This window comes from Chitinophaga dinghuensis (assembly GCF_003259435.1).
In the GTDB taxonomy this organism is placed as follows: domain Bacteria; phylum Bacteroidota; class Bacteroidia; order Chitinophagales; family Chitinophagaceae; genus Chitinophaga; species Chitinophaga dinghuensis.
Genome location: NZ_QLMA01000001.1, coordinates 887034 through 901138, shown reverse-complemented (window position 1 = coordinate 901138; position 14105 = coordinate 887034). Strand labels below are relative to the sequence as shown.

At 45.2% G+C, this 14105-nt stretch carries 9 protein-coding genes; 2 read left to right on the top strand and 7 right to left on the bottom strand.

Annotation, left to right across the window (positions count from 1 at the left end; all coding sequences use genetic code 11):
• Positions 1 to 308 precede the first annotated feature (308 nt).
• The gene (locus CLV59_RS03725) at positions 309 to 863 is read right to left on the bottom strand and encodes a cysteine hydrolase family protein (RefSeq protein WP_111590648.1); all 555 of its coding nucleotides are present in this window, start codon (positions 861 to 863) and stop codon (positions 309 to 311) included.
• A 2-nt stretch (positions 864 to 865) separates the two neighbouring features.
• Entirely contained in the window at positions 866 to 1324 is a 459-nt protein-coding gene (locus tag CLV59_RS03720; RefSeq protein WP_111590647.1) for a MarR family winged helix-turn-helix transcriptional regulator, read from the bottom strand.
• 71 nt (positions 1325 to 1395) lie between these two features.
• On the opposite strand from CLV59_RS03720, the gene CLV59_RS03715 reads away from it, so the two are divergent.
• Entirely contained in the window at positions 1396 to 2082 is a 687-nt protein-coding gene (locus CLV59_RS03715) for a hypothetical protein (RefSeq protein WP_111590646.1), read from the top strand.
• A 60-nt stretch (positions 2083 to 2142) separates the two neighbouring features.
• Here CLV59_RS03715 and CLV59_RS03710 read toward each other — a convergent pair whose 3' ends face one another.
• The 5 genes from CLV59_RS03710 to CLV59_RS03690 all read right to left on the bottom strand — a co-directional run bounded on the left by CLV59_RS03710 (position 2143) and on the right by CLV59_RS03690 (position 9558).
• Positions 2143 to 3210, bottom strand: coding sequence for a phytase (locus CLV59_RS03710; protein ID WP_111590645.1), 1068 nt, complete (start codon positions 3208 to 3210; stop codon positions 2143 to 2145).
• A gap of 19 nt (positions 3211 to 3229) precedes the next feature.
• Complete coding sequence (locus CLV59_RS03705; RefSeq protein ID WP_111590644.1) at positions 3230 to 4492, bottom strand: right-handed parallel beta-helix repeat-containing protein; 1263 nt, start codon at positions 4490 to 4492, stop codon at positions 3230 to 3232.
• 17 nt (positions 4493 to 4509) lie between these two features.
• Entirely contained in the window at positions 4510 to 7272 is a 2763-nt protein-coding gene (locus tag CLV59_RS03700) for a TonB-dependent receptor (protein ID WP_111590643.1), read from the bottom strand.
• A 237-nt stretch (positions 7273 to 7509) separates the two neighbouring features.
• Positions 7510 to 9084, bottom strand: a complete 1575-nt coding sequence (locus CLV59_RS03695) for a tetratricopeptide repeat protein (RefSeq protein WP_111590642.1) — start codon at positions 9082 to 9084, stop codon at positions 7510 to 7512.
• 72 nt (positions 9085 to 9156) lie between these two features.
• A complete protein-coding gene (locus CLV59_RS03690; protein ID WP_111590641.1) occupies positions 9157 to 9558 on the bottom strand; it encodes a hypothetical protein in 402 nt (133 codons plus the stop codon).
• A 275-nt stretch (positions 9559 to 9833) separates the two neighbouring features.
• Between CLV59_RS03690 and CLV59_RS03685 the strand changes: the two genes are divergently transcribed.
• Positions 9834 to 13925, top strand: coding sequence for a hybrid sensor histidine kinase/response regulator transcription factor (locus tag CLV59_RS03685; RefSeq protein ID WP_111590640.1), 4092 nt, complete (start codon positions 9834 to 9836; stop codon positions 13923 to 13925).
• Positions 13926 to 14105 lie beyond the last annotated feature (180 nt).

Below are 14105 nucleotides of genomic sequence, written 5' to 3'. Positions count from 1 at the left end.
TTTTGATCTGTTAGTCGCGGTAATAACCACTGGTGGCAAGGGGAAACAGGATCAGGGTTTACTATACATAAGTATGGCTTACAGCACTCTCTCTACATACAATACATGGTAAGCGACAGGAACTACAACACTAAAATAAAAATATGGTTCATTAAAAATCTAAACATAAAATACATATAAGAATACACGTATATAAGTAATTTCAGATCGGGTCTATATTTCATAAGTAGGAAACCTAACATAAAAAATGCGCAAAGAAACAAAGCAATGCTGTTGTTTCTTTGCGCATTTAGCGGAAGAAGAATTCATCAGAGGGACTTCACCCAGTCGGCCGCATTTTGTACCAGACCTCTGCGACTATAGATTTTCTCGAAGAGAAACTGATGCATTTCCGGATCTCTGTCCAGGCAACAATCTTGCAGCACGGTCATATTGAAATCCATGTCGGCGGCGGCCAGGAAAGTACTAAGTACAATACCGCTGGTAGAAACGCCGGACATTACCAGTCGGTCTGCCTGCATAGCGCGCAGTATCACTTCCAGCGAACTACCGGCGAAAGCGCTGTAACGTTTTTTGCAAATCACCGTTTCTCCGGGCAGGGGAGCGATTTCTTTGACAATAGCTCTTTTAGTATCTGAAGGGAGAAAGAAGCCGGATGGTTTTAAGCCGGCAAATGCTTTGTTCTTTTCTCCTACTTCCGGATAGCCTTCCTCAAATCCAAGTTGTACAAAAATCACTGGAATACCCGCTTTCCTGGCTCCATCCAGTGCAATGCGCACATGTTGCAACAAGGTAGCCGATCCCTCCACGTTCTCCATCATTCGCTCCTGTAAATCCATGAGCAACAAAACTGACTTTTCCATGTTTATATTTTTGATTGCATAATTGGTATTCTGTCTTCCAGTCGCTTCAATAGCGCCAAAGTGGATTTAATGGTATCTTTCTCTTTACTGGTAAAGATCTCTGCTATCTGGGCAGCCAGCCATTCTTCTCTTTCTCTGCGGGTATGTTCCACTTTCTGCACCCCTGCTTTGGTCAGCGAGATGAGGTTCTTACGCTTATCTTCCGGAGAAATACGGCGGGAAATATAACCGAGGTCAAGCAGGCGCTTCAGTACCTGCGACATAAACTGAGAAGATATATGCAGCTGAGCGCCCAGCTCGGAGGGTAACATCTCTTTTTGCTGCATTAACATGCCTACGACGTTCAGTTCCGCGATCGACAAATGCTCCGGATTACTGATCTGCTTACGCAGACGCTTGTTCATGGCTGTTACCAGCTGCCGCAATGCCAGGGCTACTTCCTGGTCCTTCTTGGTGATCATAATTGTTATATTAACTTTGTAAAGTTACTTTACTATTTTTTCTCCGCAAAATTTTCCTTAACTTATGTTTAATGCAGACGCTCGCAACATATCGCCAGCCATTGTGGCAACAGATTACCCGGCGTATGCGCCGGATGTTCCAGTTGAAAACCGTTTATCGTAGTCAGGAACTACGCTGGTTCTTCACCGCCCCAGACAGTGGCATTCAGCACTGGTTTTCCAGTCATGGCCGCAACCTGAAGGATGTACCCGCCCGCACGGATATCTACTTCTACCTTCCGGAGAACAACCACCGCAGCATTAAATTGCGCGATGGCAATATGGAACTCAAACGCCGCTGCAGTAGTCCCAAAGCAGTACAGATATCTCCTGTTGCTGCCGGTCTCCTCGAAAGCTGGGAAAAACTGATCGGCAAACAGATCCCTGTGAAAATCCTGAACGACATCGACAACAGCAACAACTATTTCCGGATAAGAATACAAAAACAACGTGTAGGCGTAAAAGTGGTTCGAAAAGAAAACGCCACCTACGAACTATATGATCTCTTCGCCCAAACAGAGGACGGCTGTCAGCTCGAATACACTAAACTGGAAGTAGAGGGACAGACATGGTATACCTTCGCAGCGGAATGGTTTGGCAACGCCATCCCTGGAGAGTACGCGGAATTTCTCAGTAATATGTTACACACCAGCCATCTGCCATTAAACCACTCTATGGCTTATCCCGCATTTATACGCAGTATTATGGTGGACAAATAAAAAAGCGCCGGCATATTGCCTTACCGACAATATACCGACGCAATTATGAAAAACAGTTGACTACAAATCTTTCCCGGCAATATCCTCCCAGCGATAATAATGGAAGGTTTTATCATCGCTCATCACTACAAACAAACCATGTTTGAAGGTCTCGTTCAATGGGATATTGACTACATCAGAACCGTCGCTGTGGCCAGCCTTTACAGTTACCACCTTGAGCAGGTCGTGTTGGTGTGGATTGCTCGCCGTACCCTCTCTGCGGAAAATCTGGAACTTATTTGCACCCTGATCCGACACCAGGATGTACCCTTTTCCCGGCGCAGTTTTGAAAATGCTAATACCTTCATGATCTTCTGCAAATCCTGTTTTGGCGAACTGAGATAATTCTTCATTTCCCTTAGCCGGGTCTGCATAATATTGTCTTACCCCATACTGCTCATCAGAATAATAAACATAACCCAGTTCATTATCCACCGCAATCGCTTCTATTTCTTTCTTACCGCTATACTGTCCGAACTTGCGTACCAGCGTAGCTTTGATTTTTCCCTGTCCATTATCAGACAACTCATATTGCCACAAATAACTGCCGTCTTTCGGGCCATCTTTTCTACCTACAATAGCATATTGCTTTCCTTCCGGTGAAGTATATACGGCAATCCCCATCAGGTCCCGGTATTGTTTGCCCTCTTCGCCTTCAAATACAGGAATACCGCCATCATCGAGAGGTTTCATATCCGGCAATGAGAAGAAACGCAAATTGTGGGTCATACGCTCTGTAGTAACCGCATAATCCACGGGCTTTCCGTTCAGCAGCAACCCATAGGCAATATCCACGTTGTTGGGACGCTTGATGTTGCGCACCACCAAATCCTGTTTAATTTTCCCCTGCAAGTCAAATACGTACAGCGCCCCATCTTCGGCTTTATCAGTACCGATCACCAAACTTTGGGACGGGTCTGCCTTATTAATCCAGATAGCAGGATCATCTGAATCAAACTTCACCTGTTCTGTGATGATTACTGGTTGAATAACATTTCCTGTCAGTGCTTTATTGCCTGCACAGCCGGCCGTGGCCAGCAGCAGCGCCCATCCGGACGCTGCTATCAATCCGCTGTTAATATATTTCATGTATTCGTTGATAGATTAATTACTGGGCGGAAAATGCGCCAATAGTAGTTGATGGAGCCGGAGACGCATAGAGAATGCCGTTCATTTCCAGTCCGTTTGGAAAATTAGGTTTGAAAGTATTAATACCTTTGCCAATCGCAGGAGATCCTGTCTGTACATGGAAATCCCATGCAGTATTGAAGTCTGGGTTGCTCATCACGGTTGATAAAGGATAATTCACCAGCTTAGGATCGTTGTCTCCCGCATTCTTACCAATTACTTCATTCTTCCCTCCTATTACGTCGCCTCCTGGCTGGAACTGATTTACAGTTGCCTGATCAAAGCCATAGTACATGTTGTTGCTGATCACTGAACGGGCATCTTCCAGTTTTTTGGTATCGTGTTTAATACCAAAGCGGGTATTTACGAACAGGTTGTTATACAGTTCTGCATAAACAGTCGCTTCCAGCCATACGCTGCCACCCTTGATGGTAGGTCTTCTCCAACCGGTATTCACCATGGTGTTGTTATAGGCAATCACATGTGCCTGCGGATTACGATCGCCGGCATTGGAGAGCTTCAGGGCATTGGTATTGTTGGAATAAAACAGGTTATAAGCTACATCCGCAATACAACCTGATTTGATGTTGATACCTTCCCCACCGGTTAAACCAGTTGTATAGAATTTATTATTGGAGAAGATGATGGAACCGCCCTCGATGTAGGTACAGTCTTCCTGGAAATTACGTACAATACTGTTGGTCACCACCAGTTTACCTTTGGTGTTGCTATACCAGAGTGCTGGCAGATTTTCGCCACTCACCGCTTTGTACAGTCCCATTTTTACAGAGCTGGAAGCTTCTGTGGTAGTAGAACCGCCATATTCCAGAATGGTATTATCAAGCAGCAGTTCGCCGGCACTAGGCGCTGCGAGAATGCCGCCCCACTGACCGCCAAATTTCTTCGCGGCAGTACGGAAAGGTTCTTCAATAGTGATCTTTACCGGGAACGCAGCTGTTCCCATGGAATATAAATTACCTTTTACAATAAACTCTGGTTTCGCCAGCGTATCCATGATAACTGTTACGCCTTCTTCTATCACGAGCGATTTTCCTACAGGCACAATGATATCGCCAGCCACACGTTGAATACTTCCTTTCGGCCAGATGCCATATACCTCGCCTTTCAGCCCTTCTACATTACCAGTACGCTCACTCAGATCTACGTCGATGTTTGCTTTTTTACAACTACTGATGCCCACCGCTGCTACCAGTAACAGAAAGAAATAATGCTTTATAGTCATGATACAGTTTTTATAGATTATAATTTGTAACGGAATCCGAGCAGGTAAGTCTGACCGTAATAGTCTTTACGGATAATGGTTTCATTAGAACCAGCCTTTTGACCCGGCACTAATTTGTTTCTTTCGTTCGCGCCTTTGATGAAAATTGTTGCTGGCGTATTCAGCAGGTTGCCTGCTTTTGCATACACGGTAAAATGTTTGCGGAAATGTTTTTCTACAGACAGGTCCATTTGTACGAATCCTTTCTGCCAGAAATCATTATCCACGAACTGGAAAACAGTGGTGATGCGAGGACCGGTATAAGCGCCTGCCAGCTGTGCATCCCAACCATGACGTACATCCTTGTAGAGTAAAGACAGGTTGGCAATGTGAGCCGACTGTCCAAACAGCGGTCTGGTCTGATCAACAGAAATTGTTTTCAGATCGCCTTTATCATCTCTGATACGGGTACTCTTTGCAGTGGTGATGGCAGAATGGGTATAAGTATAGTTCGCTTTCACGCCCAGCATATTGAAGAAGTGAATGAAATCCACTTCCAGTCCGTAGTTACGGGCAGTACCGAAGTTGCCTGGCGTATAGTAAATATCCTGGCCGCGAGTAGAATCTGCGCGCAGCGTATATTCGATAGGGTTAGCAATGATTTTATAGAATGCGCCTATCAACAGTTGGTCGCCTGCTTTAGGGAACCACTCATAACGCAGATCGAAGTTATCCGCTACAGCGTGTTTCAGGTCTGCATTACCCAGCTCCACATATTCTTCCTGCTTCATTTTGCCTGGTACAATTTCGAAGAAGCCAGGACGGTTGATAGAACGGAAATAGCTGGCGCGCAGTTGCTGATGACGTTTTAATTCGTACTTCAGGTTCAGGCTTGGCAACACATCCGTGTATACCTGACTGTTAACCGGTTTGTTTTCTCCCTGTGGGAAAAACATATGATATCCCTGATCGGTGTGTTCAATGCGTACGCCACCAGTAACATCCAGGCGACTTCCTTTCACATGAAACATACCATATCCGGCAGCCACTTTCTCAGACGCATCATAGGTGAATGCATTGGCTACTGCGCCGCCTGGGTTCTGTACATCCCATTTGATATCTGTGTACTGGAGGAAGTCTTTTCCGTAGAGTGCATTGATGTTGGAAGGAAACAGGGTATAGTTATTATAAAAGCTGCTACGTTGTTTATCGCGATACAAGCCGCCCACAGAGAAATCTGCTTTGGCGCCGCCCAGTCGCGCTTTATAGGTCAGGTCCAGGTAACCGGCCAGGTCATTGTCTGTATTTCTTTCCCAACGGCGACTCGCTCTGTCAACAGTAGTACGGGTTTCCTGGAAACTGCTACGCACGCCACGTACATCAATAGTGGTATTATCCGGTACATCATTTCTGGCAGACGATACTACGGCAGACCACTGTAATTTCAGTCTGTCGTGGAGTAATTCGTGATCGCCATGCAGGGTACCGTTATAAATTTGCTGATCTGTTCTTCTGGTACGGGTTTCATAGGTCAATTGTGCATTTCCCTTTTCCGCATCATAGTTGCCGATAGCAATGTTGGTGACAAGGCCGTCTCTCGTTTGAAAATTACTCAACGACATAAAGGCATTATAGAAAGAGATTTTATGCTGATCATTGAACACATAGTCCACTTTTGCGTGTAAACCGCTGCGGCGTTGTTGTTCGCTGTACAGGCGCTCACTCTGGTTGGTGATAACAACGAATTTATCTGTTGCATCTACAGAAACGCCATACAGGCTGCTGGTAGTAGTACGGAAAGTATTCTGATAGCTTCCCGCCAGGATTACGCCCAGTTTATTGTTCAGGAAACGTTGGCCAACGCTCAAACCGCCCACGGTATTAGGGGCAAAGTTTTTCTTTTTATAATCCATTGTTCCGCTGTTGAAATCCGCCTGTGTCGCTTTATAGTCACGGCCATAAATTTCATAAGGCGATTTTGTATTGGCAGCATCCGCAGAGAAACTGGTATACCCTTTATTGAGTACCATTTGGCTATAACCTGCGCCCAGATTAGCATTCAGCTGTAAACCCGGAGTCGCGTCTTTCATTACCATATTTACCACGCCACCTACTGCATCGCCTTCCATATTTGGCGTCAGGGATTTGTAAACTTCCAGGCGCTCTAACAGATCGGCAGGGAATAAGTCCAGCGGAACATAACGGTACTTATTATCCGGAGAAGGGATTTTCACGCCATTGATCAACGTATTATTATAACGTTTATCCATACCGCGAAGAATAGCATACTGGCCTTCGCCATTGCTGCTACGCTCAATAGAGATACCGGAGATACGCTGAATCACGCTGGCAACTGTAAGATCCGGAGATACTTCAATGGCTGCGCCGGAAACGGCGTTCATTACCACGGGGGATTTCTGCTCCAGTTTGCGGGCAGTATTTTCTGAAGAGGCTTTGCCGCTGGCAGCGATCACTACTTCTGTCAGTTCTTTGCTGTTTTTCTCGCTGAGATAAACATCAAAGCGGGCGTTATCTTCTTTTACAACATTAATTGCTTTGCTTAATGACTTATAGGTAAGGTGGGAAATCACCAGGGTATAATTGCCTGCTGATACTTCTTTAAAGGCATAGGCGCCATCGAGTCCGCTCACCGCCACTTTCCCGGATGGCTGTAAAAGGATGGTTACTCCCGGTAACGGCTCACCGGTTTTTTGATCGAATACATGCCCTTTAATACCTCCTGCAAATGCAGTGGAGATACTCAACATCAGGCAGCAAATAATTTGTAACAATGACTTCATCGTAATGTGTTTTTTGCCAGGGCGACGATTTTTTCATGCCCGATGCAAATGTGAAAACACACCCTTCAATTCTCAAGAAATGCCCGTAAGCATATCGTTATCACCGTTAACAGAGGCGTAAACAAAGCGTTATCAGCGTATACAAACAGCACACAATTAATTGATTTTCAATTACATAACCGTTACGCCAATAACCATTACCATTACGTTAAGCCAATATTAAGCGAATGTTAAGCGCTACAAATGTTGGGCAAATGTCATGAGCGTATCTCCTTCCGGGAGGTTTAATTTTTTACGTACCCGGTATCTTGCCACGCGTAAACTATCCTGTGAGATGCCCAGAATAGTAGCCATATCCCGGGAATTGATATTCATCTTATGAAGGGCAACGAGTTTGATATCATTAGGGGTCAGATCCGGACAAACGCCATTTAGTTTTTCGAAGAAGGATTCATGTACCTGGTTAAAAATGCCGTTGAATTCTTCCCATTGATTTTCCTGGTGTTGGTTTTGTTCTATTCGCAGGACCAATTGCTGCAGTTGTTTTTTGTTATCCCTTTTTTCATCTTTTACAATGCCGCTGATGCTGTCTTTCAGTTCATCCATGAACTGGTTACGCTGGATCACTTGTAAAGTATGGGAGGCCAGTTTCTTACTATTGATTTCCAGTTGGTCTTTTTGTGTCAGTTGGATTTCTTCATTTTTTGCGGTGACTACTCTTTGCTGGGCTATTTTAAGTTTTTGCCGGGAGATGACCAGTAATCCGACCACCACCAGTAATACCAGCACCGCGGCGAGGGCGCTGTAAATAATCACATTGAGGCGGTGGCTGTTTTCCAGTTTCATAATTTCCTGGTTCTTACGGTTGATATCGTAGAGAATACGGAGGAAATTCATTTGCCGGTTATTCTGATCAGAGTAGATGGAGAGAGACAACTTCCGACTTTGTTCCATGTACAGATAGGCGCTGTCGTGTTGTCCCAGCAGGTGAAAGTTTTGTGCGATATCCTTGCAGGCGGCGGCTTGCTGGTATTTATTGCCGGTGGCTTTTGCCATATCCAGGGCTTGGCGGGAATATACCATGCTTTGTTGGTAGCGGTTTGTTTTCCGGTAGATATCCCCGATATTATTGACCACTTCAATGCTACCGATTTTATCGTGGTTGGTTTCGTATATGGCTAATGCTTTATTAAAACAGACCAGTGCCGAATCATATGCTTCCTGATCTTCATATATACTTCCCAGATTTTCGTATATCCCTGCTATGCCGTCGTTATCGTGGACGCTTTCATAAGCGGCGAGGGCGAGGCGTTGGAAATAGAAGGCGCTGTCGGGTTGCTGTACTTTTTCATAGAGATGGCCAATATGCCCGTAGGTGGCGGCCATTCCGCGAGTATCGCCAATTTTGCCGTAGAGCTCCAGGGCACGCAAGTGCATTTGCCGGGCGGCCGCTTTATTGATATTGTGATAATACAGTTGGCCGAGTTCATTGTAGTTGGCTGCCTGTAACTGAGTGGCGGATGCGGGTAACAGTTGTTCTGCCTGTTGGAAATACTCCAGGGCTTTTGAGTAATTGCCTTGATCGGTGCAGATCTTTCCCATTTGTTGCAGGCAGGCGGCAGTTTGTACATCATCATGCGCTGCAGCCGCAGCATCATGCAATACGCGCAACAGCTGGAAGGCAGAATCCGGAAACGCTCTTCCTAGCCTGGAAGCCTGATCTATGGCAGGAAAGGATGTTGTCTGACCATAGGCAACAGGAAAAATAAAAATCAAAAGGCAAAACCACAGCCACTTACAATAACGATACATACAGCACTCAGATAGTTAAATGAATGCACAAAGAAATATTTTTTGTGTTACCTGTATGTTATCAAATTATAACTAACGACGATCTGTGGCAGGCTGCAGTCTTCTTTTCTGACTGGCTTGCTGCACCTGTTGCAGTCTGGCTTTCAGTTGATTGATGAGGGTAACTACTTTATAATCGTCGTTGGAGAAGTATATTTCATCGTAGTGACTGAATACCACGGTTGTATCCGACATTTCTGGCAGAATCTGTACTTGGGTATTGAAGGCTGTCTTCTCTGATTTAGTATTAATAGTATTGGCGAAGATATAATCCGGACGGAATTCGGGATGCGACTGTAAATACGCCAAAGCCTTATCCAGCGAGGGCATACAGATGCAAGCCTTACGGTTACCTAACAAATCCAGTGCATAATAATATTGCACCCTGCGATCATCATTGGTATCAACAAGCAGGTAATTGATTTCCGTTTTCATGTAAGAATAGTTTTGGTGTCTAACAATTGGAGCACAAAGATAGCGCATAAGAGGGATCGTAAAATCAAATGCTGTATTAACAACATGTCAATTCATAATACTATTTTCACGGAAGGTGTATTTTTTACATTTATGTGTGAAAACCGGCCCCAGGCGTCAATTTTCGGCAATATTTTAACCTTTCCCCATACTATCTTATCTTGGTTTCAGAATTTTCGTTTCACCACCTTAACTTCAGCATTGCCTGTAGTGTCAACCAAATATTAAGAAGAGCTATGTTGTGTGTAGGAAAATCCCTGCCGGTAAAATACCTTGCCTGCTGCCTGTTGCTGTTGCTAATGTGTTGTAGCATACATGCGCAGGAAAATCCCTTACATTTCACCCGCCTGGGTATTGCCCAGGGCTTACCCCAGAGTACTGTCAACTGTATACTACAAGATAGTAAAGGCTTTATATGGATCGGTACCGAAAATGGCCTTTGCAGATACAGCGACGATGAAATAAAAATCTTTCGTAATAATAAATACACCGGAAGTATCAGCAGCAACTTCGTCAATGCATTGGCGGAAGATGATAAAGGAAATATCCTGGTTGGTACCGCAAACGGTTTGAACATCTATGATACCCGGATGGAAATGTTTCGTATGGCCAGTGGCGAACCGGATATCCAGGATGTCAGCGCTATTTATAAAGACAGTCATAATCGTATATGGGTGGGCGCATTGCGCCGATGCTTTGCTTATCAATCGGACAAAGAACAACTGGTGCATATTCCGCTTCCTTCAGATACCTTTAACAGAAGCGTTATCCCCAGAGCCTTTGCGGAAGATAAGAATGGTAATCTCTGGATAGGATACGGCGCATCTTTATATCATTATCAGCCCGGTACCGGAAAATCATTACCTGTTCCTCCTGCCTTACAGATGCAGTCTACCATTCATTGCATTACCCTCCATAACAGCGAAGTATGGGTGGGAACCCAGGGCCATGGCCTCTTTATGTTGGATACAGCTACCGGCGCCGCTATTCATTATCATGCCGCCGATCCGGAAAACAATGTGGCCAATGAAATGGTGAAAGCGGTAAAATTCATCAGGAACGAGTGTTGGGTGGGTACGCGCAAAGGCTTGTATATATTACGCAATCGCAAAGTGGTAGCGCATTACACAAATGATAAATACGATCCCTCTTCGCTCAGTTACAATTCTGTATGCTCTATACTCCAGGATAAAGCGGGCACCGTTTGGATAGGCACCTATTGGGGCGGCATCAGTCAGGTACATCCGGGCAGCGATATGAACTATATTTCCTGGCTGATGAAAGACGGAATTGGGATGAATAGTCGTATCGCTATGGCTATTGCGGAAGATAAATTGCACAATCTGTGGATCGCTACCTCTGCCGGCATTAACTATTACGATCGTCAGCAACATACTTTTAAATACTATCACGTTCCCGCACCTACGGAGAATGCCAATAAAGAAATCATCAAATCCTTACTGGTAAAGGACGACGAACATCTGCTGGTAGGTAGTCTGGAGGGATTGTATTTGTTTCATATTCCTACGGCAACGTTTACACGAATTCCATTGCGGAGTGAACGCGATCCGGAAGGTAAAGGCAATCACGCCTGCTTTGCCATGGAGAAGGGACAAAACGGCTGGTGGATTGGTACAGAGAGTGGCTTATACTTCCTCGATAAAAATCTGCGCAGTCAGGGATTTCTGCATAATAACAATAATCCCAATAGTTTGATGGCAGGAGAAATTAATTGTTTGTATGAAGACACGCATGCTAACTTATGGATCGGCACCACCACGGGATTATGCCGTCTTCCTTTTGGCAGCCGCCACTTTATACAGATGAATAACCGCTGGACACAAACTTTTAACCATCCTGAAAATGTGCACTGTATCCGCGAAGATCATAATGGAAAAATCTGGATTGGCACACACGATAACGGTTTGATGTATGTAGACGGCATTTCCTCCATGCTGAAACAGCTAGACATAGAAACCGGGCTGGCAGACATTATTATCCGCGGTATTGTAGAAGACGACAACGGTAATCTCTGGATCAGCGGGCAGGATAATATTATGAAGGTCATCCAGGATTCGCTGGCGGTGGATGGAATGCGGAAAATCACCGTCACTAACTATGGCGCCAGCAACTGGGCCGGCGCCACGGAGTACCTGAACCCGGCTGTTAAAACCGCCAACGGAGATATCATGTTTGGCGGTATCAATGGGATTGTTCGTTTCAGCCCCAAAACAATGTTCAATAATACATCTGGGCCACAGGTCATCCTCACGGGCATGCTGATCAAGAATATTCCTGTGAATGTGACAGAGGAGAAATCGCCGCTGACCACCTCTATCACCTATACCGATAAAATTACCTTGACCCATGATCAGGCCTATTTCACACTACATTTCGCCGCGTTAAATTATATCAACCCCAGTTCTAACCAGTTCGCCTATATGATGGAAGGACTACACAGCGATAATAAATGGCATTATGTAGGACATCAGACAGCGGCCACTTTCACTAACCTGGACCCCGGGAACTATATTTTCAAAGTGAAAGCCGCCAACAACGATGGCGTTTGGAGCGAAAAGCCTACTTCTCTGCATATACGCGTATTACCACCCATCTGGAAAACCTGGTACGCTTACTTGTTTTATGTATTGCTGATTGTAGGTATCCTGATCTGGTATTACTATTATTCCCTGCGTACTACCCTGCTCAAACATGAAATCATGAAACAGCAGGAATACCGGGAGAAAGACAGAGAACTGGCCAAAAACAAAATGAACTTCTTCACGAATATCTCCCATGATATCAAAACGCCGCTGACACTCATCATGGCGCCAGTGGAAAAGTTACTCCAGAACACCTTATTGGAAAATAATGAACGCCGGCAATTGTTACTCATTCAGCAAAATGGAGAGCGCTTAATGCGACTCATGGATCAACTGCTGGATTTCCGTCAGCTGGAGGAAGGCGGCATTCCTTTACAGGCCGAACTGGCAGACATGGTTGCATTTTGTAAGGAAATAACCGGCGCATTTGAGAGCCTGGCTACAAAGCGTAATATTTCCCTGCGCCTCTGCTCTTCCCTGGAAATAATGATGATTTGGTTTGATAAGGATAAATTCGAGAAAATCCTGTTCAACCTCCTTTCCAATGCATTGAAGTTTACACAGTCGGGCGGAGAAGTACAACTGAGCTTATCTTATGAAGGTAACCAGTTACTGTTGCAGGTGACGGATAACGGCATTGGTATCCCGGAAAGTCATTTTGAAAAAATCTTCGGGCAGTTCAATCATTACGATTTCAATAATCTGCAAACAGGGGGAACGGGGATTGGACTGGCATTTGTGCGTGGCCTGGTCACCTTGCACCATGGCTCCATCCAGATACAGAGCAGACAGGCCAACGCCGATACACGGGGTTATACCTGTTTCAGTGTGCGTATTCCTGCCGGCAATCAGCACCTGAAGCCGGAGGAAATGACCCCTACCCGTACTACCAACGTTTTGGAGAGTACCCCTATAGATGAAGATGTCGAGCAGCCACTGGAACAGGAAGAGGGGGAAAAGCCGGTGATGTTGATTGTGGAAGACAATAAAGATGTCTTGCATTACCTGGCGGAGATGTTCAACCAAAACTACCACCTTCACCTGGCTGCTGATGGGCAGACGGGTCTTGAACTGGCGACTTCGTGTCTCCCTGACATTATCATCAGCGATGTAATGATGCCCGGTATGAACGGAGTAGAGCTATGCCATGCTTTGAAGAATGATAATCGTACCAGCCATATACCTATTATCCTTTTATCTGCTCGGAGTACGGTTTCGTTTATACGGGAGGGTTATGAAACCGGGGCAGACGACTATATCACCAAGCCGTTCAGTATTTCTCTGCTCACGGCCAGGGTACAGAACTTATTGGAGTCGCGCCGCCTCCTTCGGGAACGATATAGCCAGGTAGCCGCCCTCCCTCCGGAAAGCATTCCGCTGACGGGTCCGGATGATATATTCCTGAAAATGGTGATTACTTATATCGAAGAAAACATCGCCGAGGCCAGTTTAAACGTAGAGGAACTGGCAGCCGCGGTGAATATGAGTCGCATTACCTTATACCGTAAACTGAAGGCGCTCACCAATCAGACCACCATCGAATTTATCCGGAGTATCCGGCTGCAACAGGCGGCCCGGTTACTGGCTAGTCAGCAATATAATGTGAATGAAGTGGCTTATATGGTCGGGTTCTCGGATGTGGATTACTTCCGGAAATGGTTTAAAAAGGAATTTAATCAGCTCCCATCTGAATATGGTCGCAATGGACAGTCAATAGAAAAATAATCAAATCCATACATATTATATTTTTACAAATAACATCCCCGTTTGAAACCATTTACCGGGTAGATTTGAAACAAAATACGGGTATAAAAGAGAGATATGACCTGTATCAGATCCTGGGAGAAGGCTATTTTTACCGCAACAGAAACAGACCAAAAAATCGCAAACTAAAACTGTATTTCC

Excerpts from the sequence above, each read along its gene's own strand:
- CLV59_RS03700 (WP_111590643.1), bottom strand. The coding sequence starts at position 7,272 with ATGAAGTCATTGTTACAAATTATTTGCTGCCTGATGTTGAGTATCTCC.
- CLV59_RS03705 (WP_111590644.1), bottom strand. The coding sequence starts at position 4,492 with ATGACTATAAAGCATTATTTCTTTCTGTTACTGGTAGCAGCGGTGGGC.
- CLV59_RS03685 (WP_111590640.1), top strand. The coding sequence starts at position 9,834 with ATGTTGTGTGTAGGAAAATCCCTGCCGGTAAAATACCTTGCCTGCTGC.
- CLV59_RS03710 (WP_111590645.1), bottom strand. The coding sequence starts at position 3,210 with ATGAAATATATTAACAGCGGATTGATAGCAGCGTCCGGATGGGCGCTG.
- CLV59_RS03725 (WP_111590648.1), bottom strand. The coding sequence starts at position 863 with ATGGAAAAGTCAGTTTTGTTGCTCATGGATTTACAGGAGCGAATGATG.
- CLV59_RS03695 (WP_111590642.1), bottom strand. The coding sequence starts at position 9,084 with ATGTATCGTTATTGTAAGTGGCTGTGGTTTTGCCTTTTGATTTTTATT.
- CLV59_RS03720 (WP_111590647.1), bottom strand. The coding sequence starts at position 1,324 with ATGATCACCAAGAAGGACCAGGAAGTAGCCCTGGCATTGCGGCAGCTG.
- CLV59_RS03690 (WP_111590641.1), bottom strand. The coding sequence starts at position 9,558 with ATGAAAACGGAAATCAATTACCTGCTTGTTGATACCAATGATGATCGC.
- CLV59_RS03715 (WP_111590646.1), top strand. The coding sequence starts at position 1,396 with ATGCAGACGCTCGCAACATATCGCCAGCCATTGTGGCAACAGATTACC.